Origin of the sequence: Amycolatopsis palatopharyngis (genome assembly GCF_003385185.1) — a bacterium.
Lineage (GTDB): Bacteria > Actinomycetota > Actinomycetes > Mycobacteriales > Pseudonocardiaceae > Amycolatopsis > Amycolatopsis palatopharyngis.
Genome location: NZ_PQHZ01000001.1, coordinates 65,418 through 90,094, shown reverse-complemented (window position 1 = coordinate 90,094; position 24,677 = coordinate 65,418). Strand labels below are relative to the sequence as shown.

Sequence of the window (24,677 nt, the reverse complement as noted above, 5' to 3'; positions counted from 1 at the left end):
GTGTTGCCTGGTGTGAGCCACCTCCGCGTGGTCGATTTCGACCGTTCGACCTGCGAGTTTCCCTTATGCGGCGCGATCGTGCCGTTGCCCTTGGCCGGATTGAGGATTAACTTGAAACGAGCGGTCCAGCTTGGAGGTGAACGCCGTGGCGGATGTGAAGCATTTCGATCCATCGGCGGTGGTCGGCACGGTGCAGCAGCTGCTGTGGCAACGAGGCTGGGCCAACACCGGCGTCCAGGACATTGTGGACGTCACTGGCGTGGGCCGGTCGAGCCTGTACGCGACTTTCGGTAGCAAGCAGGATCTGTGTCTTGCCGCCATCCAGCGGTATTTGGCCGAACAGGCCGCGCCTGTGTTCGGTGCGTTGCAAGCCGACCGACGAGGCTTACCGGCCATCGCGGATTTCTTCGGTGGGTTGATCACGGCACGTTGTGTGGGTCCGCGCGCACGTTGGGGATGCCTGATCACCAACCTGCTGGCCGATGCGCAGGGGCAGGAGAACGCGATCGCCGATGTGCTGGTCGAACACAATGACCGGCTCGTCTCCGCGCTGAGCGCGGCGCTACGAGCCGCGACTGATCGCGAACAGCTCAGGGCGGATGTGGATCTCCACGGTGCCGCCGAGCAGCTGGCACTGCTCGCGCACGGCGTGAACCTGCGTTCGCGGACCGGTGCGGACGAGGCGACCTTGCGCAGTGCGGTCGCTGCCGCGCTGAACGCTCTGCGCGGTCCTGGAGTGCTCGCCGACACGTGGCCCCGGTAGCCATCGCCCATGGAGGAGAGGAATCTGATGACGGAGTTCATCGTTCAGGACGAGCGTCGCTCGCCGGCCAGGCGAACACCGGTTCTGGTGTCGCACAACTGGAGGGCGTGATGCCCGCCCGTCCCACCGTCGTGGCGTTCGACGTGGTGGAGACGTTGATGTCGCTGGAACCACTGCGGGCTCGCTTCCTCGACATCGGCCTCGGTGGCGAACTGCTGGAACAATGGTTCGACCGGCTCCTGCGCAACGGGGATGGCGTTGACACTGGCCGGGGACTACGAACCGTTTCCGACAGTTGCGGCCGCGGCATTGCGCGGACTGACCGATCGGAGTGTCACCAGCGACGAGGTCGGCCATGTCCTCTCCGGATTCAGTGAACTCCCCGCACACCCCGACGTCGAACCGGCTATGCGGGTACTGGCCGACAACGACATCAACATGGTCTGCCTGACCAACGGTGCCGCCCAGACCACCAGCGACTTCCTGGCCCGTGCCGGATTGGAGTCGTATATCGAACAGGTGATCAGCGTGGCGGATGTGCACTGCTGGAAGCCTTCACCGGTCGTGTACGAGTACGCCCAGGAGAAGATCGGCCGCCGTGGAGCACAGGTGGCACTTGTGGCTGTACACGCGTTCGACTGTCACGGAGCACGACGCGCTGGGCTCACCACTGGCTGGGCCAGCCGTTTGGAAGAACATTTCACCGACGTGTTCGCCCCGCCTGACGTCGTCGGAAAGGATCTGGTCGAAGTGGCACACGGGCTGCTCGCCCTTGAGGGCGGCGAACACGAATCATCAATCACCACAAAGGAGTAGCAATGGCGACTGTACGTTCCCATACCCGAATCAATCGTCCAGCCGAGGATGTCTGGAACGTGGTCAGCGACGCCGGAAACATCGCCGCATGGTTTCCGGCGATCAAGACTTCATCCGCATCGGAGTCGGCGCGAAACTGTGAACTCGCCGACGGCACGCGCCTCACCGAAGACATCGTCAGCAATGACCCGGAACTGCGCCGCTTCCAATACCGAATCACCGGCGGAGTTCCGGCGGAGGATCACCTCGGTACCGTGGACGTGCTCGCCGACGGCGGAGAGTCCATGGTGGTTTACACCACGGAGGTGCGGCCGGACGCCATCGCCGACACACTGGGCCCGGTCATCGAGGAGGGGCTGCAGGGGCTGAAACAGTACTGCGAGAGCAGGTGACCAGACTCCGCCCCGGCGGCAGGCCTTTCGGGCACGGATAACCGGGAGGCCTGCTCGTGCCGCGGGTTCAGGGCTTTTCGTGCCCCCGCTGGGCTGGTTTACCGCCACGCCGGACGACGGCGAACGTGACACCGATACACACTCCCAACGCGACAGCGGCGAGGGTTTCGCTGAGCCCATCGGGCAGGCCGAAGAGTGCGGGGCCCGCCAATGCGTCGAGGGTCGACAGCAGCGCGGTGGCGGCAAGGGCGAGCAGGCCGCCACCGAGTGCTGTCGTCACCGCGGGCCGGTCCGGTAGCGCTCGGGCGGCGTGTAGCCGGCGGCCCGCCGGCCATGCGGCCGCCACGATCACCGGCGCGAAGTGATACGTGGTCGTGGGGTTGAACATGGCCAGCGCGAGCCAGATCACTGCCATGAAGGCCGAAAAGCCCAGACCGGCTTGCCAGGAGCCGTTCGCGATCCTCGCGAGGCCGGCAGAACTGATCTCGTCGAACAGGCCAGGAGCTTGCGCGCGGACTGCTTCCACGACCTCGGCCGGCCGGGGATTGACCATCGCGTGCTCGTCGCCGATGACGACGGTCGGGACGGTTTCGTTCCCAACTGCCAGCGACCGCACGTGGGCAGCCCCCACGGGGTCCTGCCGAATGTCGATCTTCCGGATCGGCAGTCCGATCCGGTCGAGGTCATTGAGCAGGCGCGAACTGTACGGGCACCCGGGGCGCCAGTAGACGGTGACTGACCGGGTCATTCGCCGGTCACCGTGTCTTGGTGCGCCCGAACAACCGCCGGAGACCGTGGTGCTCGTCCTGGTCGCCGGCGGGCTGGACCTCGGGCTGTCCTTCGACCGTGACGAAACCGTTGAAGGCGACGTGGTTCTTGATCCCCCGCGCGAGCGGACTGGGATGCGGATAGTGCCAGGCGATGTTGCGCAGTGTCTCGCCGTAGGCGGCGAGGTGGTAGTAGCTGGCGATGCCCTTCCACGGACAGAGCGACTTCATCCTGCTCTTGGTCAGTTGCTCCTGGTTCACCGAACCCGGCGGGAAGTAGTGGTTGCCCTCGATGCGAACCGTGTTCGCGGCCTCGGCCAGCACTATCCCGTTCAACACAGCACGCAGCATCACTGGCCTCCTCGATAGACCGACAGTGTCCACAACAGCATGGACAGGCGGTGGGTCGCACGTGGATTGTCAGCGGGGTGACAGGTAGAGAGGTTTCGCTCATCCCGCGGGCCGGTGTACTCCGCCCGCGGCGGAGTTGACGCCTTCGGCCAGGGTGGGGTGGATGTGTATGGCCTTGGCCAGATCCGTGTAGCGGGCGCCGGTGTTCATCGCGATCACTGCCTCGTGGACGAGATTGCCGCCGTCGGGGCCGGCGATGTGACAGCCGAGGATGCGGTCGGTCGTCGCGTCGACGACGAACTTGATCAGACCTCGGGTGTTGCCCATCGCGCGGGCCTTGGCCACGCCGCTGAACTCCTGCCGTCCGACGATCACGTCGTAGCCCGCGGCGCGGGCTTGGGGTTCGGTCAGTCCCACCGAGCCGACTTCGGGGTCGACGAACACGGCGTGGGGCACGATCCGGTCGGAGATGCTGCGGTCCTGGCCACGGTAGGTCTGGCGGTAGACGACGTCAGCGTCGTCGCGGGCGGTGTGGGTGAACATCTCCCCGCCGCGGATGTCGCCGAGCGCCCACACGTTCTCGGCCGTGGTGCGCAACGTGGAATCGACGGTAAGGAATCCGGAGGGGCCGGGCTGCAGGCCGAGGTGGTCGAGTCCCATGTGGTCGATGTTGGGACTTCGACCGGCGGCGAGGAGCAGATGGCTCCCCCTGACCTCCTCGGTCGCGTCCCCGGAACATCCGGCGCGGATATCGCCGGCACGCCCGCTGACCGCCACGCAACTGGTACCGGTGCGTACGTCGATGCCGTCGGCGACGAAACCTTCGGCAACGGCCGCGGAGATGTCCGGGTCTTCACCTGGCAGCAGCCGATCGGCACGCTGGATGATGGTGACGCGGGCGCCGAAGCGCCGGAACATCTGCGCGAACTCGCTGCCGATGTAGCCGCCGCCGACCACGATCAGGTGCTCTGGAAGCTCGGTGAGATCCAGTAACGTCCGGGACGTGAGATACGGGACGTCGGCGAGCCCGTCGATCGGTGGCCTGCTCGTTCGCGTGCCGGTGACCAGGAATATCCGATCAGCCTCCAACTCGGTCTGCTCGACCCGCAATCGGCGCCCGCCGACGAACCGGCCCTCCGCTGGGTAGAAGTCGAGGCTGTCCGCCTTTTCGACCGCCCGGTAGGAACCGTTGCGGATCGAGGTGACGATCTCGTTCTTACGGGACACCACCGCGGCCAGGTCCACGCTGGCGGCACCCACCCGTACACCGAACTCCGCGGCCCGCCGGACCTGGTGGGCCAGATCGGCCGAGGCGATCATCGTCTTGGTCGGAATGCATCCACGATTGAGACAGGTACCGCCGAGTTCTTCCTTCTCCACGAACGCGACCCGCCCATGTCGCGACGCCCGCAGGGCCATCGGCAGTCCGGCCATCCCGCCGCCGATCACCACCGTGTCATACCGTTCGACCACGTTCGATCATCCTTCCGCTCGCTGACAACATCGATCATCGATCCGGACCAAGCGTGAGTACCCGCGAGCACGAACGCCAAATACCGACCCGATCGAGGAATACCGGTGCGTGATCGAGTTCCGGCTGGTCTCGTCCGGCTGCTCCGGTAGTGACTGAGGTGCGCCGGTCCTCGTCGCGGCCTAGCCTCGGGCGGGGGGAACATGCGGGCGTGGGTACCGGTTTCGGTGCTGACGCCGGCGAGGCGATGACGGGAGGAACGGCATGGTTGAGCAGCGGCAGTACGACGTGATCGTGATCGGGGGTGGATCCACCGGAGAGAACGCGGCAGCTTACGCCCGGGAGAACGGGCTGACTGCGGTGGTGGTGGAGAGCGAACTGATCGGCGGTGAATGTTCGTACTGGGCATGCATTCCGAGCAAGGTACTGTTGCGCCCCGGCGAGGCACTGGCCGCGGCGCGGCGGGTTCCGGCGGCGGCCGCGGCGGTGACCGGTTCGGTGGATGTCGAGGCCGCGTTGCACAGCCGGGACGAGTTCTCGAGCAATTGGAATGACGAGTCTCAGGCACAGTGGCTGGCCGGCGTCGATGTCGACGTGGTCCGCGGTCATGGCAGGCTGGCGGGTGCGCGTGCGGTCGAGGTGGAGGCCGCGGACGGAGCCCGGATCGTTCTGACCGCGCGACACGCGGTGGTGGTGGCCACCGGTTCGGCGGCCGCGGTGCCGCCGATCGAGGGCTTGCGCGACATCCATAGCTGGGACAACCGGGACGTGACCGCGGCGAAGCGGATACCGCCCCGGCTGCTCGTGCTCGGCGGGGGAGTGGTCGGCTCGGAGATGGCGCAGGCCTATCGCCGCTTGGGCGCCGAAGAGGTCACGATCGTCGAGATGGCGGATCGGCTGTTGTCGGCTGAGGAACCGTTCGTCGGCGAGGAGCTCGCGGGGGCGTTCGATGCGGAAGGTATCCGGGTGCTGACCGGGGCGAAGGCAACGCGTGCGGCGCGAGAGGCTGCCGATGGGCCGGTGACACTCGTCCTCGATGACGGAACCGAGCTGGTGGGTGACGAACTGGTGGTCGCGGTGGGACGCAGGGCCCGCACCGAGGACATCGGTCTGGACACGGTCGGCGTGCGAGCCGCCGGTTTCCTCGAGGTCGACGATCAGCTACGGGTCCAGGGCGTGGACGGTGGATGGCTCTACGCCGCTGGTGACGTCAACGGCAGGGCACTGCTCACTCATCAGGGCAAGTACCAGGCCAGGCTGGTCGGGGACATCATCGCAGGCAAGGACCTGCGGGCATGGGCAGACCACCGGGCGGTACCCAGGGTCGCGTTCACCGACCCGCAGATCGCCGCTGTCGGGAGTACCGAGCAGCAGGCCCGCGACGCCGGGATCGACGTGCGAACCGTGCGCCATGACGTCGGAAGCGTCGCCGGTGGCGCCCTGCACGGTCAGGGTGTGCAGGGCAGCGCGCAGCTCGTCATCGACCAGCAACGTCGTGTCGTCGTGGGGGCGACCTTTGTCGGTCCGGGGACAGGCGAGCTGCTGCACGCCGCCACCATCGCGATCGTCGGCGAAGTACCGATGGAAACGCTGTGGCACGCTGTTCCCGCGTTCCCGACGATGAGCGAGGTGTGGCTGCGCATGCTGGAAGCCGACCGCGGTCTCGGGTAGTCGTTGAGCTGCCGGTAACCGAAGATGGTCGCAACTCCCGCTGGACTAGTCACGATCGTATGACGGCGGTTCGTTGTGTAACCGAGGTAACCGACCGTGCCCGCTGACTGGACAAGGCTCGCAATCCACCGCCGATTCCCGGCGGTGGAGATGAAGGGAGTCGATCGTGTCCACAACCGCACATCCGACGAAGTCTGATTTGGTCTCACGGGCAGGCAGCGGAGCAGTCGCCGGGATCGTCGGGGGCGTCGTGTTCGGGATGCTCATGGCGATGATGGACATGTTGCCGATGATCGGGATGCTCGTCGGTGTCGAGAACGCCGTCGTCGGGTTCCTGGTGCATCTGGTCAATTCGGCGGTCATCGGAGCTGTCTTCGGGCTGCTTGCCTGGAACTTCGCCGGAAAGATCGGCCCGGTGCTCGGTGCCGGCATGGTTTACGGCGTCATCTGGTGGGTCCTCGGTGCGCTGATTCTCATGCCGCTCTGGCTCAGCGTGACCGCGGATCCGATGATGCGGGACATGGTGTTCGTGGTCGAGACGGATCAGTGGATGAGCCTGATGGGCCACGCCATCTTCGGCCTGATCACCGCCGCCGTGCTCTACGGACTGCGGCGCCGCGCCCACTCGTGACAATCCACAGTGGACAAGCGGCACTGCGGGTCTATGTCGCCCCCGGTTGCGCAGGCTGCCGCACCGCCCGCCATCTCGCCGAGGCGGTGCGGCAGGCCCGCCCCGACCATCCCATCGAGGTGATCGATCTGTCGGATCAGCCGGATGAGCCGCTGCCGCCAGGGGTGATCGGCACACCCACCTACGTGCTGGGCGGCGAGGTGATCTCACTGGGCAATCCGGATCTGACGGACTTGCTCCGCCGGCTGGACACCCATGACGCCAAAGGTCACGATGACTGATCTGATGCCACCCGCAGAACCTCCGGCCGACGAGCACTACTGCATGGCCGAGGTCGACCTGTTCCGCGACCTGTCGCGCCGCGAGATCGCCGCGCTCGGCGCGCATGCCCCGATGCGCGCCGTTCCGGCGGGACAGATCGTCTACAACCCGGTGCAGCCCACCCCGGTGTTGTTCATCATCAAACGCGGGCGGATCCGGTTGCATCGGATCACCAGGGCCGGCAGAAGTGTCACCACCGCCGTGCTGGGCCCTGGCACGGTGTTCGGCGAGATGGATCTGCTGGGGCTACGAATGCGTGCGACCTGGGCCGAGGCCCTGGAACCCACGGAGTTGTGCCTGATGAGTCGGAACGACGTCCGGGAGCTGGTGTTCACCGACCACCGCATCGCCCTGCGCGTCGCCGAACAACTGTCCGTCCGCATCGCCGACCTCGAAGACCGCCTGACGGACCTGACCTGCAAAGCCCTTGGTGAACGTCTGGCCGCCACCCTCTGCCAGCTGGCCCGGCACACACCCGAGGATCCGATTCGGCTGACCCACCAGCAACTGGGTGCGCTGGTCGGCGCCACCCGCGAACGCACTACCACCGCACTGGGTGAGCTCGCGAAACACAACCTGATCAATCTGCGCCGAGGCAAGATCATCATCCACGACGAGCATCGATTGGCCGCTTTCGCCGACGGCGTCCACCTGCCTCCGGCTTCCGGTAGTACGTCCGAACAGGACTAAGGCGTGTCTGACTGGGTCCCGTGATGGGACAGCCGGTTCGCTACTCGCCGACTTTGCCGTCGATCGCCTCCCGAAGGAGATCGGCATGCCCGGCGTGGCGTGCCGTCTCCTCGATGAGGTGGAGAAGCACCCAGCGCAGTGAGAAGCGGCGGCCGTCGCGAAGCGGCTGTACCGACAGTTGGTCCGGTCCGGTCGCTTCGGCTTGAATCTGGCGGCTGCGCTCACAGGCTTCCCTGTAGCGTCGCCGCACCTCTTCCGGTGGCAGGTCACGGGCCGTGCGAAACTCCCAATCGGGGTCGGCATCCCAGTCCACGCCGCGCCAGGGCTCGCGCTCCGGCAGCCCGGCGAAGCGGACCTCCAGCCAATTCTCCTCGACCAGCGCCAGGTGATACAGCAACCCGGCCAGGGTCAGCTCGGAAGGCGCGTGCTCCTGCGCCAGCTGCTCCTGGGTCAGGTCGTCGGCCTTGGCCAGCATCGTCTCGCGCTGACAGTCGAGATACTGCCCGAGCAGGGAGATTTCCGAGCCGGCGGGTTCAGGATCGATTCGCATCTGATCATCGTGTCAGTGTCACCCTGCCCATGTCCCGCGGTTATTCACGCAGCTTCCCTCCGTCATGATCGTGGCTCAGCGGTTTCACGGCGTCGCAGGCCAGAAACTCTCAACGGCTCAGATTGGTCTCCCGCTCCACCCGTGACAGCTTCTCCGGGTTGCGTACGAAGTAGAGCCCGGTGACAAGGCCGTTCTCGACCCGCATCGTCAGTACCGTGTCGAGTTCGCCGTTGAGCTGGAGTACGAGGGCCGGATGGCCGTTGACCTGTACCGGGTGGAGCGATATCTGGGCGCCGACCTTCGCCAGGCCCGCGGCCAGCACGCGCGCGACCCTGTCCGCACCCACGATGGGTCGTGGCAGCGTTTGTCTGACTCCGCCGCCATCGCTGAGTGCGACGACATCCGGCGCGAGGATGTCGACCAGGCTCTGCAGGTCGCCCGTCTGGACCGCGTACTGGAAGGCTTGGAGCGCGGCTCTGGTCTCGGCCGGGGTGGCAACCTCGCGCGGGCGGCGCGCGGCGACGTGTCCCCGGGCCCGGTGGGCGATCTGGCGGACCGTGGCCGGGGCCTTGTCGACGGCTTCGGCGATCTCGTCGTAGGGGACGTCGAAGACCTCGCGCAGTACGAACACCGCCCGCTCGGTCGGCGTGAGCGTCTCCAGTACGAGCAGCATCGCCATCGAAACGCTGTCGGCGAGTTCGACGTCCTCGGCCACGTCGGGCGTGGTCAGCAGCGGCTCGGGCAGCCAGGGGCCGATGTAGGACTCCTTGCGGCGGCCGAGTGTGCGCAGCCGGGTCAGCGCCTGGCGGGTGGTGATCCGGACCAGGTAAGCGCGCTGGTCCCGTACGGTCCCGAGGTCGACGCCTGACCACCGCAGCCAGGTCTCCTGCAGGACGTCCTCCGCGTCGGCGGCCGAGCCCAGCATCTCGTAGGCGACGGTGAACAGCAGGTTGCGGTGGACGACGAACGCCTCGGTCGCGAGATCCGGACGATCACCCTCGCTCATAGCGGCTCCTGTCGCATCGGTTTGCGTGTGCCGACCACAAGACGCCGGATCCCGCTCCTGTGTGACAACGCCGCTTCGTGACGCGCGTCATGTACGGGTGCTGTCACAAGCGTCGCGCCGCGGGCATCTGGTGTCCGAACAGCTGACCGCGACCCGAAGCGGCACCGATCGGCACTGCCGCCACACGAGAGTCGCCCGCAACGTCAAGGAGACGCCTCATGAACCTCAGTCTGTGGATCATCGCCGGACTGCTTGCCGTTGTCTACCTGGTCGCAGGTGGCGGCAAACTGATCATGCCCAAGGAGAGGATCGCGGCCGTGTCATCGGGCGCGAGATGGGTCGACGACTTCAGCGCCGGCGGCGTCAGGGGCATCGGTGCGCTCGAGGTCCTGGCCGCGGTGGGGCTGATCCTGCCGGCCGCGCTCGATATCGCACCGGTCCTGGTGCCGCTGGCGGCTGTCGGGCTGGTGCTGCTCATGACCGGCGCGGTACTCACCAGAATCCGGCGTCGCGAGTTCAGGTTCATGGCGGTGGACCTTGGCTACCTCGCCCTCGCCGGTTTCCTGGCTTGGGGCCGATTCGGACTCGCACCCTTCTGATCGGCGACCGGAGATGCCGCTCGATCAGGCGTATAACGACCTATACGGCATCGCTCTTGGATTTTTCTCCTGTTCCCTCGCCTGCACGCACGAGGACAAAACCCGCGGAGAGGCACAGGCCCGGCGTGCCGTCGATCGTGTATCGAGCTGCTCTGCGGCGACAGAGAGAAGCCCGGTCGACCACTGGTGGGTCGACCGGGCTCCTCTCTTTGCGGCCGTATCAGGCGAGATCGAACCGGTCGAGCTCCATGACCTTGGTCCAGGCCGCGACGAAGTCGGCCACGAACTTCTCGCGGGCGTCCTGGCTGGCGTAGACCTCAGCGAGGGCCCGCAGCTGGGAGTTGGAGCCGAAGATGAGGTCGACCGCGGTGGCGGTCCACTTCACCTGGTCGGTGGCCGCATCGCGGATCTCGTATACGTGCTCCTCGGACTCCGCCGCCTTCCACCGGGTGCCCGGCGAGAGCAGGTTGGTGAAGAAGTCGTTGGTCAGCACTCCGGGCCGCTCGGTGAGGACACCGTGCTTGGTGTCACCGGCATTGGCCCCGAGGGAACGCAGGCCACCGACGAGGACGGTCATCTCTGGCGCCGTCAGGTTGAGCATGTAGGCGCGGTCGACGAGCAGCGTTTCCGGCTGGAGCTTCTCCCCGGAACGCAGGTAGTTGCGGAATCCGTCGGCTCGCGGCTCGAGAACCTGGAACGACTCGGCGTCGGTCTGCTCCTGGCTGGCGTCGGTGCGGCCAGGGTGGAACGGCACGGTCGTCTCGACACCGGCGTCCCGGGCCGCCTTCTCGACGGCGGCCGAGCCGGCCAGCACGATCAGGTCGGCGAGCGAGATCTTCGCGCCACCCGCGTCGTTGAACTCGCGCTGGATGCCCTCGAGGGTCTCCAGGATTCCGGCGAGCTGCTCTGGCTGGTTGACCTCCCAGTTGCGCTGCGGCTCGAGGCGGATCCGGGCGCCGTTGGCACCGCCGCGCTTGTCGGTGGACCGGAAACTCGCCGCGGAAGCCCAGGCCGTGGTGACCAGCTGGGCGGTCGAGAGACCGGACTCGAGCACCTTCGCCTTGAGCGCCGCGATGTCGGCATCGCCCACGAGTTCGTGGTCGACGGCCGGCACCGGGTCCTGCCACAGCTGTGCCTCGGGGACCCACGGTCCGAGAATGCGGTCGACCGGGCCCATGTCGCGGTGCAGCAGCTTGTACCAGGCCTTGGCGAACGCCAGCGCGAACTCGTCTGGATTCTCCAGGAAGCGGCGGGAGATCTTCTCGTACGTCGGGTCGAAGCGCAGCGACAAGTCGGTGGTGAGCATGGTCGGCTTGTACTTCTTGTTCGGGTCGTACGGGTCCGGGATGATCTCCGGAGCGTCCTTGGCGACGTACTGCTTGCCGCCGCCCGGGCTCGTGCTGAGTTCCCATTCGTAGCCGAAGAGGATCTCGAAGAAGCGGTTGCTCCACTCGGTCGGCCGGTCGGTCCAGGTCACCTCGAGACCGCTGGTGATCGTGTCGGCACCCTTGCCGCTGCCGTGGGTGCTCAGCCAGCCGAGGCCCTGTGCCTCAAGCGGGGCGGCCTCGGGCTCCGCGCTGACGTGGTCGTCGGCGTTGCCCGCGCCGTGGGTCTTGCCGAAGGTGTGGCCACCGGCGATGAGGGCAACGGTCTCCTCGTCGTTCATCGCCATCCGGCCGAAGGTCTCCCGGATGAAGTGGGCCGCCGCGAGGAAATCCGCGTTGCCGCGAGGTCCCTCGGGGTTGACGTAGATGAGGCCCATCTCGGTCGCGCCCAGGTCGGGCACCATCTCCGAGTTGGTGACGTAGCGCTCGTCGCCGAGCCAGTCGTCCTCAGGGCCCCAGAAGATCTGCTCGGGCTCCCAGGTGTCCTCGCGGCCGAAACCGAAGCCGAAGGTCTTGAACCCCATCGATTCGAGGGCGACGTTGCCGGCGAGCACGATCAGGTCGGCCCAGGAGATCTTCTGGCCGTACTTCTCCTTGACCGGCCACAGCAGCCGACGCGCCTTGTCCAGGTTGGCGTTGTCGGGCCAGCTGTTGAGCGGGGCGAAACGCTGGGCGCCGTCGCCGGCGCCGCCGCGCCCGTCATGGATACGGTAGGTGCCCGCGGCGTGCCAGCTCATCCGGATCATCAGACCGCCGTAGTGGCCGAAGTCGGCCGGCCACCAGTCCTGCGAAGTGGTGAGCACCTCGGCGATGTCACGCTTGAGTGCCTCGACGTCGAGCTTGGCGAACTCCTTGGCGTAGCTGAAGTTCGCGCCCAGTGGGTTGACCTTCGAGGAGTGGGCGTGCAGCACCGAGAGTTCGAGCTGGTTGGGCCACCAGTCCCGGTTCGTGCGCGGACGACCACCCGTTTTCGGCGTCGGCGAGTCGATCGCCGGGTTCTCGCTCTCGCTACCTTGCGCGGTGACGGAGTCGTGGGCCACCGGGCAGCCGGCCGCCGCCTTCTGGTCCACTCCCTGCGCGCTGGATGGGACGTTGTCCGGGGTGTCGCTCATCTAATTCCTTCCGAACTGGCGGATCATCGAGGGGCGGGTTTGGCCGCACAGTCGGGGCAGGTGCCCCAAAAGACGACCTCCGCCTCGTCGATCACGTAATTGTGGTCATCCGAGGCGGTGAGACAGGGGGAGTGGCCGACGACGCAATCGACGTCCGCGATCGCACCGCAGGAGCGGCACACGACATGATGGTGATTGTCGCCCACGCGGGACTCGTAGCGAGCGAGCGCGCCGGCAGGCTGGATGCGCCGAACCAGGCCGGCATCGGTGAGCGCCCGCAGTACGTCGTAGACCGCCTGGTGGGAAACCGTGGGAACCTCGTCCCGCACCAGGGCGATCACCGTCTCGGTGTCGACGTGCGGGTGGTCGTGCAGCGCAGCGAGCACCGCCAACCGGGGGCGGGTTACGCGCAACGAGACCGCCCGCAACTGCGTCTCGAAACCGGACGTCACGCGACCAGCCTAATGCTCTTGTCTGGAGTGAGTCAAGAATTGTCTGGAGCGCGGCGCCGCGGAGAGCCGTTCGTCAGCTCTGGCCAGCGGTGGTCGCCTTGCGGCGGAACTCGCTTGGATTGGCGCCTCGGACACGTTTGAACGCTGCGCTGAACCCGAACGGGTCGGAGTAGCCCACTTTGCGGGCAACGTCCGCGATCGTCGCGGTCTGCTGCTCGACCAGTAGTTCCGCCGCGAGCGTCATACGCCAGCGCGTGAGATAGGTCAGCGGCGGTTCGCCAACGAGGTCGGCGAACCGCTTGGCCAGGGTCGAGCGCGACACCGCGGTGTGTTCGGCCAGTCCGGCGACGGTCCATGGTGCCGCCGGATCGGCATGCAGCAGGCGCAGCGCGCCGCCGACCACCGGGTCCCGCTGGGCGGCCCACCAGGGAGGGGACCCACTGTCGGGCCGGTCGAACCATTCGCGCAGTGTGCAGACCAGCATCCAGTCCAGCAGCCGGTCGAGTACTACTTGCTGGCCCGGGGTGTCGACGGCGACCTCGGCGGCGAGGTGGTCCAGGACCGGGTCGGCCGTGCCCCCGGCGTCCACGCGCAGCACGACGGGTAACACGTCGAGCAGCCGGCGGCTGATCTCGCCGCTGGCCGGATAGGCGCCGACGATCAAGGTCGTCGCACCAGGGATGCCGCGAGTGTTCTCGCCGCGGTCGTTCCAGCCGCGCCGGTGCCGGGTGCCGCCCTGCTCCGAGGTCGCGCAGTGTTCGCCGTACGCCACCGGTTCGGCCCGGGTATCGACCTCGTCGACGAAGGTGAACGTCGCAGGACCGCGCACGACGATCGTTTCGCGGGCGCGAAGCGGCTCGGGTGGATGGTGCTCCGACACGATCCAGCCCGCCCCGCTGAGAACGGTGCACAGGGTCAGCGGCGCGCCGTCCACGAAGTGCAGCGCCCAGGGTGGGGACAGTGTCGAGGTGCCGAACAACGATCCGTGAGCTCGTACGCGGCGGATGAGGTCGCTGAACACGTCCATCTCGACGAGATTAGACGAAGACACAGGTGATCCGGCTTCTCGCCTATGGGCGCGTCCGAGTAGGCCGTGTTCAATCGGCTCATGGGTAACGGCGCCACTGCCTTCGGAACAACCGATGAGTCGGCGCCGGACTCATGACCTCGGAAACATTCCGCTCGTATACGGAGGCCCGCGATGAGCGCCGAAGCCAGTTCACTGACGACCGAGGACCTCGAGTTCCTCAATCGCCCGCTGCACGGTTTCCTGTCGGTGGCCGAGGGGCCGCTCCCGCCACAGCCCCGGCCGGTGTGGTTCGAGGCCACCGGCGAGGGCACCATCCAACTGTTCACCGAGCCGGACTCACTGAAGATCCGGCGGCTGCGCCGTGACCCCCGAGCCTCGATCGTCGTGACCGCCCCGGTGGGTGAACGTGAGCGCTGGGTGTCGGTTACGGGCCGCACCACCGTGGAATCCGACGGAGCAGGCGAACTGTGCGCTCGCCTGGCCGCTCGCTACTGGGGCCCCGACGCCCCTGAACGCGCCGACGACCTCGCCGAAATCCTGGCCATGGACAAGGTCCGTCTCGTCATCCACCCGGAGACGGTCAGCCGTTACATGTACAGCAAGGTGTCACCGGATGCCGGTCTCGTCTGAGGTCCGGGATCGTCTTGCGTCGTCGGCATAGACTCATGTTTATGACGCAAGGCGACGGTGAGCTGGACAGCCTGGTACGAAAACGGATCCGTGCCCTGCGGGTGGCGCAGGGCTGGTCCCTGGACGAGTTGGCCACCCGCGCGCGGCTGAGTCCGTCCTCGCTCAGCCGGATCGAGACCGGACAGCGCCGCCTCGCCCTGGATCAACTCGTCACGCTCGCCCGCGCTCTGGACACATCTCTCGACCAGCTGGTCGAGACGGACACCGACGACGTGATCTCGCACCCGATGATCGACGGGGCCCACGGGCTGATGCGGTGGCCGATCAAGGCGGATCCCGGAATGACCGTCGTGCGTCAGCGCATGACGAACCCGCCTCCGGACAACCCCGCGCGCATGCGCGCCCATCCGGGCCGGGAGTGGCTTGTCGTCCTCTCCGGCACCGCCGTCCTGCTGCTCGGGCACCGCCGCTTCCGGATGGAGCCCAACCAAGCCGCGGAATTTCCCACCATGCTTCCGCACGCGATCGGCGCCGAGGGCGGTCCGTGCGAGATCTTGGGCATCTTCGATCGCGACGCCCGTCGGGGGCACCAAACCGACGAGAAGTCCGCTCCGGGAGAGCGCGGTGCACAGTGACCAGCTTCCGGCCTACGGTCACTTGCGTCTCCAGCCGCTGGAACACCGATCGCCTTGCCGTATCGGCAAGCACTGGTGCATCACGCGCATGACGCTCTTACCGTGGCGTCATGCAATCCGACACGCACGACCACGGGTATCGGCACGACGTCGACGGCCAGACGGAAATTCTCGATCTCGACGCGGAAGTGCTCGCGGAGCACATCGCGGACATCATCGCTTCGCTGCCCGTCGGGACGAGTCCCCGCGAGATCGCGGATCTGGGCTGTGGGACCGGTGCGGGTACCTTCGCCCTGCTCGCACGCTTCACCGAGGCGCACGTGACCGCCATCGACGTCTCGGCCGAGCACCTGCACCGACTGCGGGAGAAGGCCCTCGAACGCGGGGTCGCCGACCGCGTGCGCACGGTCCAGGCCGATCTCGACGCGGCGTGGCCCGACCTGGGCAAGCCCGATCTTGTCTGGGCATCCGCAGCTCTGCATCACTTGGCCGATCCCGAGGCTGCCCTGCACCAGGTCCACGACATGCTCGCGTCCGGTGGTCTGCTCGCCGTCGTCGAACTCGCCGGCTTTCCCCGGTTCCTGCCTGCCGACGCTCCGGAGAACCGTCCCGGCCTCGAGGAACGCTGCCACCTCGCGAGCGAGCGTTCGCATACCGAGCACTTACCCCATCGAGGCGCCAACTGGGGCCCCAAGCTGACCGCCGCCGGTTTCACCGTGGAGAGCGAACGCACGATCAGTGTCAACCTCGAGCACTCTCGCTCCGCCGCGGTCGGCCACTACGCGCTCAGCGGTCTGCGGCGCATTCGCGAGGCCGTGGCCGAAGCGGTATCGGCCGAGGACCTCGTCGCGCTGGACCAGCTGCTCGACACCAACAGCCCCCACAGCATCCTGCGCCGCGAAGACCTCGCGGTTCGTACGGAACGCACCGCGTGGTCAGCACGCCGCACCTGAGCGAACCGGGCCCGGACCGGTAGTCAGACACACCACCGGGACCGAGCGGATTCTGCTGCCGGCGGCGACTAGTACGTCGGGAGGATGTCGGCGTCCTTGATGAGGGTGACAAAGAAGTTCCGGACATCCTCGGCGAGCAGATCCGGCACCTCCATCGCGGCGAAGTGGCCGCCGCGATCGAACTCCGACCAGTGTCTGATGTCGTACAGCCGCTCGGCCAGCGGTCGCACCGACTGTGTGATGTCGTGCGCGAACACCGCCACGCCAACCGGTACCGGGCACGGCTCGGTGCGGCGCGGGGTGTCGCGATGTAGTCGCGCCGAGGAGGCCGCCGTGGCGGTCAGCCAGTACAGCGAGATGTCAGTGAGCATCCGGTCGTCACTGATGTGCGAGCGAGGGCCCGTCCACTGTGCGAAGCGCTCGGCGATCCAGGCGAGCTGGCCGACCGGCGAGTCGGTCAGTGCGTAACCGATGGTCTGCGGGGTGGTGGCCTGTAAAGCCTGGTACGGCGGACGATTCGCCATCAGCTGTCTGACCTTGTCCAGTCGAGCTTCATCCGTTTCGGACAGTTCGATGCCGGTATCCGGAACCGGCCTTGCCGGGAGGTAGTTGACGTGCACACCAACGACCCGCTCGGGAGCTACCGCGCCGAGCGCCATTGAGATGCCAGAACCGAAGTCGCCACCCTGCGCGCCAAAGCGGTCGTACCCCAGGCGGCGCATGAGCTCGGCCCATGCCCGCGCGACCCGGACGATATCCCAGCCGCGCTCCTGGGTCGGCCCGGAGAACCCGAAACCCGGGATGGACGGAATCACCAGGTGAAAGTCGCGTGACAGCGGCTCGATCACGTCGAGGAACTCCAGGAACGAACCCGGCCAGCCGTGGGTGAGGATCAGTGCGAGCGCGTCCGGGTTCGACGATCGGACGTGGACGAAGTGGATGTTCTGGTCGTCGATCGCGGTGGTGAAGTGCGCGAGTTCGTTGAGTTCGGCCTCGTGCGCGCGCCAGTCGTAACCGGTGCGCCAGTATTCGGCCAGTTCCTTGAGCCGGGCCAGTGGAAAGCCGTAGTCCCACCCCGCGCCGGCGACCTCGTTGGGCCAACGCGTACGTGAGAGCCGGTCGGCGAGGTCGTCGAGGTCGGCCTGGGGGATGTCGATGAGCAACGGCTTGATCATGATCTGCGCTCCAGGGAAAGTAATTTGGTGGATAAATATTTGTTCGCCAAACATTTACTTGCCAAACGATAGCACAATCATTGGTCCACCCAACGATCCGCTAGACTCGCCACGTGGAGAACACATCCGAGGACTCGTCCGCCAGGTGGAAGAGCCTGCCCAGCTGGCTGCTCACCCAGACCGCCAACCACGCGCACCGACTGGTGGCCGACGGGTTCTCGTCCGTCCACGCCCGCGGCTACCACTTCCGCCTGCTGGCGACGCTGGAGGAGTTCGGCCCGGCGAGCCAGACCGAACTGGGCCGCAGGAGCGGCATCCACGTCAGCGATATGGTCGCGGCGATCAACGAACTCGCCGAACTCGAGCTGGTCGAGCGCACCCTGGACCCTGCCGATCGACGGCGCAACATCATCTCGCTGACCGGCGCGGGCAGGCGGCGGCTGCGGCGACTGGAGAAGCAACTGGCCGAATGCCAGGACACGCTGCTTGCGCCGCTGTCACTCGAGGAGCGGCAGCGGCTGACCGAGCTGCTGTCCACACTCCTGGACCATCACAACCGGCGAGCCGGCTCCGCCGAAACGCCGTGACGCCTGCCCGCGGGCGCCCCCACGATCCAGGTGTCCCAGATCTGCGCCACGTCCTCGGTGCGGTCTGTGACGCCAGTGGTGTTGAACAGGTTCGCCAGGTTGGTTCCTGGACCGGAGAAGCCGGGCTGGGTGGCACTGGTCGTCGAAACCAGCACGACGAGGCCGGGCAGGCGGTCGTCCCGGCCGGGCGAAAAGGTACCGGGGAAGGGTGCGGTGTTGTCGTGTGCGGCGGGCCCGGACAACTGCGGGCCCGAGAAACCGGCGGCGTCGAGACTCGGGTAGTCGACCGCGAGATCCACGAACCAGCCGCGACCGCCGACCCCCGCGTTGTCACCGCCGCGCGGGGAGAACACCTCCAGCCCCACCGGGGTGTCATCGGAATCGGAATCCGCGACCGCGACCGATCCGGATACGACGGCGGTGGCGGTCGCCGCCAGGGCACCGGTGGTGACCAGCACGCGACGGGCCTTACCTGCGAGCATCGTTCTCTCCTTCGACACGAGCGTGTGTTGCGTTCACTCGGGTCTACGAGCGGATCGCGTCGGCGGTTCAACGCATCGCGAGATCTTCTTTCCGTGGTCAGCGGGGATGGCCAAGCCGAAGCGAATGGTCACGACCGGCGCTGGGAGCAGCCGCACTGCCACCGGTGACGACTAGCTCGTTTCCGCCATGCCGAGGTATTTGTCCACGATGGGCCTTTCGGGGCCGAGGATGTCGGCAGGGAGCTCGGCCGGCTCGAAGAACGTCGCCTCGCCGATCTCGGCGTGGTCCGGCCTGATCTCACCACCGGCCACGCGTGCGGTGTACGCGACGGTCACATTGAACACCTCATCGCCGTGCGGGTAGCGATAGTAGTATTCGGGGCCGGAGAACACGCCGAGCAGTTCGAGTTCGTCGATGTCGACGCCGATCTCTTCACGAACCTCCCTGCGACCTGTGTCCTCAAAGGCCTCACCCGGATCCATGAAGCGATGTAGTTCATATCGGAGATGGTATGGCCGGCCACATCGCCGGAACCAGAAGGCCGAACCGCTGCGGACGTCCAAATCGGACTGACTTGCCGAAGGCGGCTAACTCGACGGCGAGATCATGGGTGATCCGCCCGCGGCGAGCACATCCGCCGTCGGGTAGGACGGTTGCGCGCCTGCCCTGCCGACGCTGTACGCACTGACATGGATCGCGTAGCGAGCCGCATCCGCCAGGGTGTCGCCCCGGCTGAGGCGCCAGGCCAGTGCCGCGGTGAAGGCGTCTCCCGCGCCCGTCGTGTCGGCCACGTCGACCCGCAGTCCCGGGATGTGCTGGACCCGGTCGGCTTCCGCTATCGCCGCACCGTCCGCGCCGAGGGTCACCACTGCCGATCTGACTCCCAGTCCCAGCAGGCCCCCGGCCTGGCCGGGACCGCGTTCGCCGGTGATCCCGTGGCTCCGCAGGAGCTCCCGCGCCTCGTGCTCGTTGACGATCAGCGGGTCGGCCAGTGCCAGTACCGTGGTGGGCAGTTCGGTGACAGGGGAGAGGTTCAGCACGATCCTGGCGGAGCTCCGGGCGGCGCGTGCGGCAGCGACAACGGTGTCGACGGGGATCTCCAGGACCAGCGACACCACGCGCGCCGACGCGAGTAGCGCGCGAGCCGCATCGATGTCCACGGAGGACACATGTGCGTTCGCTCCCGCGGAGACGATGATGTGATTCTCTCCGCTGTCGGCGACGGTGATGAGCGCGGTCCCTGTCGGGGCTTCCGTGTCCCGCACCGTGTGCGTGGTGTCGACGGTGTCAGCTGTCAGTGAGTCCAGAAGCGTATCCGCGTGTGCGTCGTTGCCCACCCGTCCGATCATCGCCGTGCGGGCACCGAGCCGGGCGGCAGCCACCGCCTGGTTGGCGCCCTTGCCGCCCGCGCTCAGCGTGAGCGCGGAGCCGGACACCGTCTCCCCGGGACGGGGGTGCCGCCGCACGCGGACCGTGAGGTCCATGTTCAACGAGCCCACCACGGCGACGTCGACGTCACCGTGTGCCGGAACTGAGCTCACCGCTGGTCCCTCCTTGTCACGCGACGTCCAGGGAACGGTCGGCAGCGCCGCCCAGCCGCTCGACCAACCGGTCCGCGAAGGTCCCGTCCGTCTGCAGCACCACACGCACGCGGGCGCCGTCCTGGTCCGGAAACCCGCGGTGGCGGCCGCGAGTGTCGGCGATGGTGCTGCCGCGTGCGGGACCGTCACCGGTGTCCACGTCGACTGTGACCTTCGGCGCCAGTACCGGTGAGACGTCACCGGCCGCGATGGCGGCGGCGAGCGGGTCGTGGCAGGCCGCGCACCGGACCCCGAACACGTCGCGCTGGTAGACGTCGAGGTAGTGCTTCAGGATCTCGGCCGCGAAACGGGCGATCGCCGTGCCGCCCGTTCGGAGCCGGTGCCAGTGCTGCTCGGTGAGCACCTCGTTCATGGTGACGTCCAGCGGAACCAGTGTCACGTCCCAGCCCGCGCGCAGCACCATTCGCGCCGCTTCGGGATCATTGTGGACGTTGGCCTCCGCCGCCGGTGTGACGTTGCCGGGGTGGTGGACCGCGCCGCCCATGATCGTCACGTGCCCGACGAGTTCCGGGAGTTCCGGTTCCAGCAGTAGGGCGGTCGCGAGGTTGGTCAACGGGCCGATGGCCAGCACGTGCAGTTTGCCGGGGTTCTCCCTGGCAAGGCGCACGATCAGCTCGGCCGCCGGCTCGGTGCCGGGGGAGCGGGCCGGTGCGGGGAGACCGGTACCGCCGAGACCGTCGTGCCCGTGTACATGGGGCGCGAGGTGCACCGTCCCGCGCCAGTTGCTGCGCGCTCCGACCGCCACGGGAATGTCCGGACGTCCGGCGAGTTCGAGCACGCGCAGGGTGTTCTCCGCGGCGGTGCCGGCGTCGGTGTTGCCGAACACCGCGGTGACCGCGCGCAGGTCGACGTCGGGGTCACCGAGGAGGTACAGCAACGCCAGTGCGTCGTCGATGCCGGTATCGCAGTCGACCAGCAACGGATCCTTCGGTGTCATCGGTGCCTTTCGGGATGGTCCGCGTGAAAGCGGATCAGCGGGACTGACGTACGGCGATACTCGGCGCGCCACTGGGCAGCACGTACTTCGCGGCCAGCAGCGGAGCACTCTCGAGTGAGACGACCTGGGTGACGAGTACGACGGGGGTGTCCGAGGAGCGTTCGAACGCGGTGCCCCGGCGGCGGCCGAGCACCGTCGCGGTCACGGTGCTCGCACCGGTCAACGGCAGATGCGGGTCGGCGGCGGCCAGCGTGTGCAGCATCGTGTGCGGGCGGTGCTCGCCCGCTCGCAAGGCCTCCGGCAGCGCCGGGTCGATCTCGGCGAGTGCCTCGTCCGGGACACACCATTCCTCCACGAGGCAGGCCGGTATGCCGTCGACGTCGATCACGCTTTCCCAGAACCGCACTTCGCAGCTCGCCGGGACCGGCAGGTGCTGCATCACCAGATCGGTCGGCTCCTCCACGGCGCGGGTGAGCGGCCGTACCTTGGCACTGTCCTCGCCGAGTAACGCTTCCATCGGTTGCAACCGTTCGAAACCCCGGCGGGCGGGGCGCTCGCTCACGGTGCGACCGACCCCGCGCCGAACTGTGATCATGCCGTCTTCCTGCAGCAGGATCAGGGCCTCCCGCAGTGCTGGACGGCTCACGCCGAGCGAAGCTGCGAGCTCCGGTTCGGACGGCAACGTCGAACCCGGGGGATAGATGTTCGACCGAACCGCGTCAAGGATCCGTTCGTAGAGCTCGACGACAGGTCGCCGCTGCGGTCGTCTCAGCGCCACGGTCCACTCCCTCGGTTCGTTTGATGTCAGACAAGTTAGAGAAGTCAGGGATGTTCGTCAACTCCCCGCGTTTCGCCGGAAGTGCCCGATTCTCCGCAAAAAGCTGCGTGAACCTCTTGACTTCTGGACCTCAGGATCGGTAGACCCTTCACTCAACATCGTGCAGTTGTCAGACATGTGGCGGCTCGGGACATCCCCGGAGGCCGGTCACCAGCTTCCGGCCGCCCACCAAGCCGCGGCCGACCCCCTTTCCTGTCCGACCTCATCGTCGAGGTGGAGGTTCTCATGACGAAGGTCTACGACCCGTCGGCTGTCGCCGCGCCACCGGTTCGGCACGCCTGGCTGCTCACAGCCCTGGTGCTGGCTGTCGCCGGATACCAGATCAACGCCACAATGCTCGCACCCGCGCTCCCGGACGTGATCGAGCGCCTGAACACCAGCAGCGGAACCGCCGGACTGGCGCAGACGTTGTTCTTCCTGTTCGCCGCGGTCGGGCAGGTGACCCTCGCCCGGTTGTCCGACCACGTGGGCCGCCGGCGAATACTGCTGATCACGCTGGCGGTCCTGGTAGTGGGCGAAGTGGTGTGCGTACTGGCTCCGAACATCGAGGTGTTCGTCGTCGGCCGCATGCTGCAAGGCACGTCGGCGGGCGCGTTCGCGCTGGCCTACCTGATCCTGCACGAAACCCTCACGCCGCGGCAGTTCGGCAGGGCCCTGGGGATCGTCACGGCAGTCAACGGCGGGATCGCGGGAATCGACACCATCATCGGTGGCTTCGTGGCGGACACCATCGGGTTCCGCGGCATCTTCCTGATCACGCTCGTGCTGACCCTGATCGCGATCGTCGCGGTGTACTTCTCGGTGCCGGACACCGGTGTGGCGACCGGGAAGATGGACTGGAAGGGTGCGGCCCTGCTCGGCCTCGGCCTGACCGGCGTGCTGCTGGCCCTGAACGAGGGCGGCAACTGGGGCTGGACCGCACTGCCGACGCTGACCCTGCTGCTCGGCGGGTTGCTCTGCCTTGGACTGTTCGGCAGGGCCGCGAAGCGCACCGCCAACCCGATCATCGACCTTTCCACTCTGGCTTCCAGGCGGGTCTGGCCGCTGTTGCTGAGCACCGTGTTCACCCTGGCCGGGGTGTTCGGGATGCTCAACTTCACCATCCCGCTGCTCACCCAGACCCCCGGCGCGGGGTACGAGATGTCGGCGACCACCTCGGCGCTGCTGTTCCTCGCGCCCGCGTCGTTGCTCGGCGTCATCGCCGCACCGCTGGCCGGGCACTTCGGACCCAGTATCGGCTGGCGGCGTTCGGTCCTGGTCGGTGCCGTCGGGACCGCGGTCGTGTTCGCGCCACTGGTGCTGTTCCCGCAGGCGCACTGGCTCGTGTTCACCGTGCTCGCGATTCTGGGAATCACCTACACCGGCTACAGCCTGACCGCGCTGAACGGACTCGCGGTCGAATCCGCGCCCCCGGACCAGCCCGGTTCGCTTCCCGGCATCAACGGCGCCTGCTTCGGTGTCGGAGCCTCGCTCGGCATCGCGGTGGCCGCCAGCGTCGTCAACGCGGCGACCACCGGTGGCGCCGCGACCGCGGACGGGCTGCACGCCGCCCTGTGGTCCTCCGCCGCGTTCGTGGTGCTGGCTCTCGTGTCCGCACTGCTGATCAAACCTGCCCACCGCAACAACAACACCGAGATCAGGAGGTAGTCCGTGCAGGACGTACCGACATCCGACCAGATCCAGCGCGCACCGAAGGTGCTGCTCCACGACCATCTCGATGGTGGACTACGACCTTCGACCGTGCTGGAACTGGCCGAGCAGACCGGTTATGACGCACTCCCGGCCTCCGATGTGGACGGAATAACCAAGTGGTTCGCCGCAGCGGCCGACGCCGGTTCGCTTGAGGAGTACCTGGAACGCTTCACGCACACCGTCGGTGTCATGCAGACCGCCGACGCGATCAGCCGGGTCGCCGCGGAATGCGTCGAGGACCTCGCCGCCGACGGCGTCGTCTACGCCGAGGTCCGGTACGCACCGGAGCTGAGCACGCAGCGCGGCCTGACCTTGGACGAGGTCGTGGAGGCGATCCTCGACGGGTTCAACCGCGGCGCGGCGCACGCCGCAAAGACGGGCCGCCGGATTCGCATCGGCCTGCTGTTGTGCGCGATGCGTCAGCAGAGCCGGGCGAAGGAGATCGCGGAACTGACGGTGCGGTACCGCGACGCCGGTGTGGTCGGCTTCGACATCGCGGGGCCAGAGGCGGGCTTCCCACCCACCCGCTTCCTGGACTCCTTCGAGTACCTGCGGCGCGAGAACTGCCATTTCACCATCCACGCGGGTGAAGGTTTCGGGCTGCCGTCGATCTGGGAGGCCATCCAGTGGTGCGGCGCGGCGAGGCTGGGGCACGGCGTACGCATCGTCGACGACATCGAGATCGCCGAGGACGGCACCGCCACGCTAGGCAGGCTGGCCTCGTTCGTCCGCGACCGGCGCATCCCGCTGGAGATGTGCCCCTGCTCGAACCTGCACACGGGCACGGTCACCTCGCTGGCGACACATCCGATCGCCCTGCTGCGGCGGCTGCATTTCCGCGTCACCGTGAACACCGACAACCGGCTGATGAGCCAGACGTCGATGACGAACGAGTTCGACCGCCTCGCCGGCCAGTTCGGCTACGACCTCGATGACCTCCAGTGGTTCACCGTCAATGCGATGAAATCGGCCTTCATCCCATTCGACCAGCGGCTCGCGCTGATCAACGAGGTGATCAAGCCCGGATACGCGGCTCTGCGTTCGGAGGCGCTCTTCGGCCGAGTCGCCGATCACGACGCCGTCCTGGTCTGACCGTGAAACGGGTCGGAGCCGGCCTGTGAGGACCGAAGACCGGCCGG

Annotated in this window: 28 protein-coding genes; 14 read left to right on the top strand and 14 right to left on the bottom strand. The window is 67.3% G+C overall.

What is annotated here, in order from left to right:
- Positions 1-145: 145 nt before the first annotated feature.
- The 3 genes from D0C15_RS00435 (at position 146) to D0C15_RS00425 (ending at position 1,971) form a co-directional block, all read left to right on the top strand.
- Entirely contained in the window at positions 146-763 is a 618-nt protein-coding gene (locus D0C15_RS00435) for a TetR/AcrR family transcriptional regulator (protein WP_116040562.1), read from the top strand.
- 252 nt (positions 764-1,015) lie between these two features.
- Positions 1,016-1,579 carry an HAD-IA family hydrolase gene (locus D0C15_RS00430; RefSeq protein ID WP_245975492.1) on the top strand — a complete coding sequence of 188 codons (564 nt, stop codon included), beginning with the start codon at positions 1,016-1,018 and terminating at the stop codon, positions 1,577-1,579.
- A gap of 2 nt (positions 1,580-1,581) precedes the next feature.
- Positions 1,582-1,971 carry an SRPBCC family protein gene (locus tag D0C15_RS00425; protein ID WP_116040402.1) on the top strand — a complete coding sequence of 130 codons (390 nt, stop codon included), beginning with the start codon at positions 1,582-1,584 and terminating at the stop codon, positions 1,969-1,971.
- 67 nt (positions 1,972-2,038) lie between these two features.
- Here the strand turns inward: D0C15_RS00425 and D0C15_RS00420 are convergent, their stop codons facing one another.
- From D0C15_RS00420 to D0C15_RS00410, 3 genes are all read right to left on the bottom strand, one after another.
- Positions 2,039-2,719, bottom strand: a complete 681-nt coding sequence (locus D0C15_RS00420; protein WP_116040401.1) for a glutaredoxin family protein — start codon at positions 2,717-2,719, stop codon at positions 2,039-2,041.
- A 7-nt stretch (positions 2,720-2,726) separates the two neighbouring features.
- Entirely contained in the window at positions 2,727-3,089 is a 363-nt protein-coding gene (locus D0C15_RS00415; RefSeq protein WP_116040400.1) for a DUF427 domain-containing protein, read from the bottom strand.
- 99 nt (positions 3,090-3,188) lie between these two features.
- The gene (locus D0C15_RS00410; RefSeq protein WP_116040399.1) at positions 3,189-4,562 is read right to left on the bottom strand and encodes a dihydrolipoyl dehydrogenase family protein; all 1,374 of its coding nucleotides are present in this window, start codon (positions 4,560-4,562) and stop codon (positions 3,189-3,191) included.
- Positions 4,563-4,824: 262 nt separating this feature from the next.
- Here D0C15_RS00410 and D0C15_RS00405 point away from each other — a divergent pair, with 262 nt between their 5' ends.
- The 4 genes from D0C15_RS00405 to D0C15_RS00390 all read left to right on the top strand — a co-directional run bounded on the left by D0C15_RS00405 (position 4,825) and on the right by D0C15_RS00390 (position 7,873).
- Positions 4,825-6,231 (top strand): dihydrolipoyl dehydrogenase family protein, encoded by a 1,407-nt coding sequence (locus tag D0C15_RS00405; RefSeq protein ID WP_116040398.1) that lies wholly within the window; start codon positions 4,825-4,827, stop codon positions 6,229-6,231.
- 166 nt (positions 6,232-6,397) lie between these two features.
- Entirely contained in the window at positions 6,398-6,862 is a 465-nt protein-coding gene (locus D0C15_RS00400; RefSeq protein ID WP_116040397.1) for a hypothetical protein, read from the top strand.
- Positions 6,859-7,143: a thioredoxin family protein gene (locus D0C15_RS00395; protein ID WP_211323032.1), complete on the top strand. Its 285-nt coding sequence runs from the start codon at positions 6,859-6,861 to the stop codon at positions 7,141-7,143. Before D0C15_RS00400 ends, D0C15_RS00395 begins: the two co-directional genes overlap by 4 nt.
- Entirely contained in the window at positions 7,136-7,873 is a 738-nt protein-coding gene (locus tag D0C15_RS00390) for a Crp/Fnr family transcriptional regulator (protein WP_211323031.1), read from the top strand. Before D0C15_RS00395 ends, D0C15_RS00390 begins: the two co-directional genes overlap by 8 nt.
- A 40-nt stretch (positions 7,874-7,913) precedes the next feature.
- On the opposite strand, the gene D0C15_RS00385 is transcribed toward D0C15_RS00390, so the two are convergent.
- Positions 7,914-8,423 carry a DinB family protein gene (locus D0C15_RS00385; protein WP_116040396.1) on the bottom strand — a complete coding sequence of 170 codons (510 nt, stop codon included), beginning with the start codon at positions 8,421-8,423 and terminating at the stop codon, positions 7,914-7,916.
- Between the two features lie 109 nt (positions 8,424-8,532).
- Complete coding sequence (locus D0C15_RS00380; RefSeq protein ID WP_116040395.1) at positions 8,533-9,429, bottom strand: RNA polymerase sigma-70 factor; 897 nt, start codon at positions 9,427-9,429, stop codon at positions 8,533-8,535.
- Between the two features lie 218 nt (positions 9,430-9,647).
- On the opposite strand from D0C15_RS00380, the gene D0C15_RS00375 reads away from it, so the two are divergent.
- On the top strand, positions 9,648-10,028 hold the full coding sequence (locus D0C15_RS00375) for a DoxX family protein (protein WP_116040394.1): 381 nt from the start codon (positions 9,648-9,650) through the stop codon (positions 10,026-10,028).
- A 220-nt stretch (positions 10,029-10,248) separates the two neighbouring features.
- Here the strand turns inward: D0C15_RS00375 and katG are convergent, their stop codons facing one another.
- The 3 genes from katG to D0C15_RS00360 all read right to left on the bottom strand — a co-directional run bounded on the left by katG (position 10,249) and on the right by D0C15_RS00360 (position 14,004).
- Positions 10,249-12,525: a catalase/peroxidase HPI gene (gene katG / locus D0C15_RS00370; protein WP_116040393.1), complete on the bottom strand. Its 2,277-nt coding sequence runs from the start codon at positions 12,523-12,525 to the stop codon at positions 10,249-10,251.
- Positions 12,526-12,548: 23 nt separating this feature from the next.
- On the bottom strand, positions 12,549-12,977 hold the full coding sequence (locus D0C15_RS00365) for a Fur family transcriptional regulator (RefSeq protein WP_116040392.1): 429 nt from the start codon (positions 12,975-12,977) through the stop codon (positions 12,549-12,551).
- 73 nt (positions 12,978-13,050) lie between these two features.
- Complete coding sequence (locus D0C15_RS00360; RefSeq protein WP_116040391.1) at positions 13,051-14,004, bottom strand: AraC family transcriptional regulator; 954 nt, start codon at positions 14,002-14,004, stop codon at positions 13,051-13,053.
- A gap of 174 nt (positions 14,005-14,178) precedes the next feature.
- On the opposite strand from D0C15_RS00360, the gene D0C15_RS00355 reads away from it, so the two are divergent.
- From D0C15_RS00355 to D0C15_RS00345, 3 genes are all read left to right on the top strand, one after another.
- A complete protein-coding gene (locus tag D0C15_RS00355; protein ID WP_116040390.1) occupies positions 14,179-14,637 on the top strand; it encodes a pyridoxamine 5'-phosphate oxidase family protein in 459 nt (152 codons plus the stop codon).
- A 41-nt stretch (positions 14,638-14,678) separates the two neighbouring features.
- Complete coding sequence (locus D0C15_RS00350) at positions 14,679-15,272, top strand: helix-turn-helix domain-containing protein (protein ID WP_116040389.1); 594 nt, start codon at positions 14,679-14,681, stop codon at positions 15,270-15,272.
- 110 nt (positions 15,273-15,382) lie between these two features.
- Positions 15,383-16,225, top strand: a complete 843-nt coding sequence (locus D0C15_RS00345; protein WP_116040388.1) for an L-histidine N(alpha)-methyltransferase — start codon at positions 15,383-15,385, stop codon at positions 16,223-16,225.
- A gap of 68 nt (positions 16,226-16,293) precedes the next feature.
- Here the strand turns inward: D0C15_RS00345 and D0C15_RS00340 are convergent, their stop codons facing one another.
- A complete protein-coding gene (locus tag D0C15_RS00340; protein WP_116040387.1) occupies positions 16,294-17,400 on the bottom strand; it encodes an epoxide hydrolase family protein in 1,107 nt (368 codons plus the stop codon).
- 113 nt (positions 17,401-17,513) lie between these two features.
- Here D0C15_RS00340 and D0C15_RS00335 point away from each other — a divergent pair, with 113 nt between their 5' ends.
- A complete protein-coding gene (locus D0C15_RS00335; RefSeq protein ID WP_116040386.1) occupies positions 17,514-17,987 on the top strand; it encodes a MarR family winged helix-turn-helix transcriptional regulator in 474 nt (157 codons plus the stop codon).
- Here the strand turns inward: D0C15_RS00335 and D0C15_RS00330 are convergent.
- The 5 genes from D0C15_RS00330 to D0C15_RS00310 form a co-directional block, all read right to left on the bottom strand.
- On the bottom strand, positions 17,951-18,469 hold the full coding sequence (locus D0C15_RS00330; protein ID WP_116040385.1) for a hypothetical protein: 519 nt from the start codon (positions 18,467-18,469) through the stop codon (positions 17,951-17,953). The genes D0C15_RS00335 and D0C15_RS00330 overlap by 37 nt on opposite strands.
- Before the next feature lie 171 nt (positions 18,470-18,640).
- The gene (locus tag D0C15_RS00325) at positions 18,641-18,952 is read right to left on the bottom strand and encodes an NUDIX domain-containing protein (protein WP_116040384.1); all 312 of its coding nucleotides are present in this window, start codon (positions 18,950-18,952) and stop codon (positions 18,641-18,643) included.
- A 105-nt stretch (positions 18,953-19,057) separates the two neighbouring features.
- A complete protein-coding gene (locus D0C15_RS00320; RefSeq protein ID WP_281270645.1) occupies positions 19,058-20,011 on the bottom strand; it encodes a ribokinase in 954 nt (317 codons plus the stop codon).
- A gap of 16 nt (positions 20,012-20,027) precedes the next feature.
- Positions 20,028-21,008 carry a nucleoside hydrolase gene (locus D0C15_RS00315; RefSeq protein WP_116040383.1) on the bottom strand — a complete coding sequence of 327 codons (981 nt, stop codon included), beginning with the start codon at positions 21,006-21,008 and terminating at the stop codon, positions 20,028-20,030.
- A gap of 34 nt (positions 21,009-21,042) precedes the next feature.
- The gene (locus D0C15_RS00310) at positions 21,043-21,786 is read right to left on the bottom strand and encodes a GntR family transcriptional regulator (RefSeq protein ID WP_116040382.1); all 744 of its coding nucleotides are present in this window, start codon (positions 21,784-21,786) and stop codon (positions 21,043-21,045) included.
- Between the two features lie 285 nt (positions 21,787-22,071).
- Here D0C15_RS00310 and D0C15_RS00305 point away from each other — a divergent pair, with 285 nt between their 5' ends.
- Entirely contained in the window at positions 22,072-23,493 is a 1,422-nt protein-coding gene (locus tag D0C15_RS00305) for an MFS transporter (RefSeq protein WP_116040381.1), read from the top strand.
- 3 nt (positions 23,494-23,496) lie between these two features.
- Entirely contained in the window at positions 23,497-24,630 is a 1,134-nt protein-coding gene (locus tag D0C15_RS00300) for an adenosine deaminase (protein WP_116040380.1), read from the top strand.
- Positions 24,631-24,677: the final 47 nt, after the last annotated feature.

Bases quoted from the DNA above. Each gene is read 5' to 3' on its own strand.
- D0C15_RS00430 (WP_245975492.1), top strand. From the start codon at position 1,016: ATGGCGTTGACACTGGCCGGGGACTACGAACCGTTTCCGACAGTTGCG.
- D0C15_RS00425 (WP_116040402.1), top strand. From the start codon at position 1,582: ATGGCGACTGTACGTTCCCATACCCGAATCAATCGTCCAGCCGAGGAT.
- D0C15_RS00420 (WP_116040401.1), bottom strand. From the start codon at position 2,719: ATGACCCGGTCAGTCACCGTCTACTGGCGCCCCGGGTGCCCGTACAGT.
- D0C15_RS00415 (WP_116040400.1), bottom strand. From the start codon at position 3,089: ATGCTGCGTGCTGTGTTGAACGGGATAGTGCTGGCCGAGGCCGCGAAC.
- D0C15_RS00405 (WP_116040398.1), top strand. From the start codon at position 4,825: ATGGTTGAGCAGCGGCAGTACGACGTGATCGTGATCGGGGGTGGATCC.
- D0C15_RS00390 (WP_211323031.1), top strand. From the start codon at position 7,136: ATGACTGATCTGATGCCACCCGCAGAACCTCCGGCCGACGAGCACTAC.
- D0C15_RS00385 (WP_116040396.1), bottom strand. From the start codon at position 8,423: ATGCGAATCGATCCTGAACCCGCCGGCTCGGAAATCTCCCTGCTCGGG.
- D0C15_RS00380 (WP_116040395.1), bottom strand. From the start codon at position 9,429: ATGAGCGAGGGTGATCGTCCGGATCTCGCGACCGAGGCGTTCGTCGTC.
- D0C15_RS00375 (WP_116040394.1), top strand. From the start codon at position 9,648: ATGAACCTCAGTCTGTGGATCATCGCCGGACTGCTTGCCGTTGTCTAC.
- katG (WP_116040393.1), bottom strand. From the start codon at position 12,525: ATGAGCGACACCCCGGACAACGTCCCATCCAGCGCGCAGGGAGTGGAC.
- D0C15_RS00360 (WP_116040391.1), bottom strand. From the start codon at position 14,004: ATGGACGTGTTCAGCGACCTCATCCGCCGCGTACGAGCTCACGGATCG.
- D0C15_RS00355 (WP_116040390.1), top strand. From the start codon at position 14,179: ATGAGCGCCGAAGCCAGTTCACTGACGACCGAGGACCTCGAGTTCCTC.
- D0C15_RS00350 (WP_116040389.1), top strand. From the start codon at position 14,679: ATGACGCAAGGCGACGGTGAGCTGGACAGCCTGGTACGAAAACGGATC.
- D0C15_RS00345 (WP_116040388.1), top strand. From the start codon at position 15,383: ATGCAATCCGACACGCACGACCACGGGTATCGGCACGACGTCGACGGC.
- D0C15_RS00340 (WP_116040387.1), bottom strand. From the start codon at position 17,400: ATGATCAAGCCGTTGCTCATCGACATCCCCCAGGCCGACCTCGACGAC.
- D0C15_RS00330 (WP_116040385.1), bottom strand. From the start codon at position 18,469: ATGCTCGCAGGTAAGGCCCGTCGCGTGCTGGTCACCACCGGTGCCCTG.
- D0C15_RS00325 (WP_116040384.1), bottom strand. From the start codon at position 18,952: ATGGATCCGGGTGAGGCCTTTGAGGACACAGGTCGCAGGGAGGTTCGT.
- D0C15_RS00315 (WP_116040383.1), bottom strand. From the start codon at position 21,008: ATGACACCGAAGGATCCGTTGCTGGTCGACTGCGATACCGGCATCGAC.
- D0C15_RS00305 (WP_116040381.1), top strand. From the start codon at position 22,072: ATGACGAAGGTCTACGACCCGTCGGCTGTCGCCGCGCCACCGGTTCGG.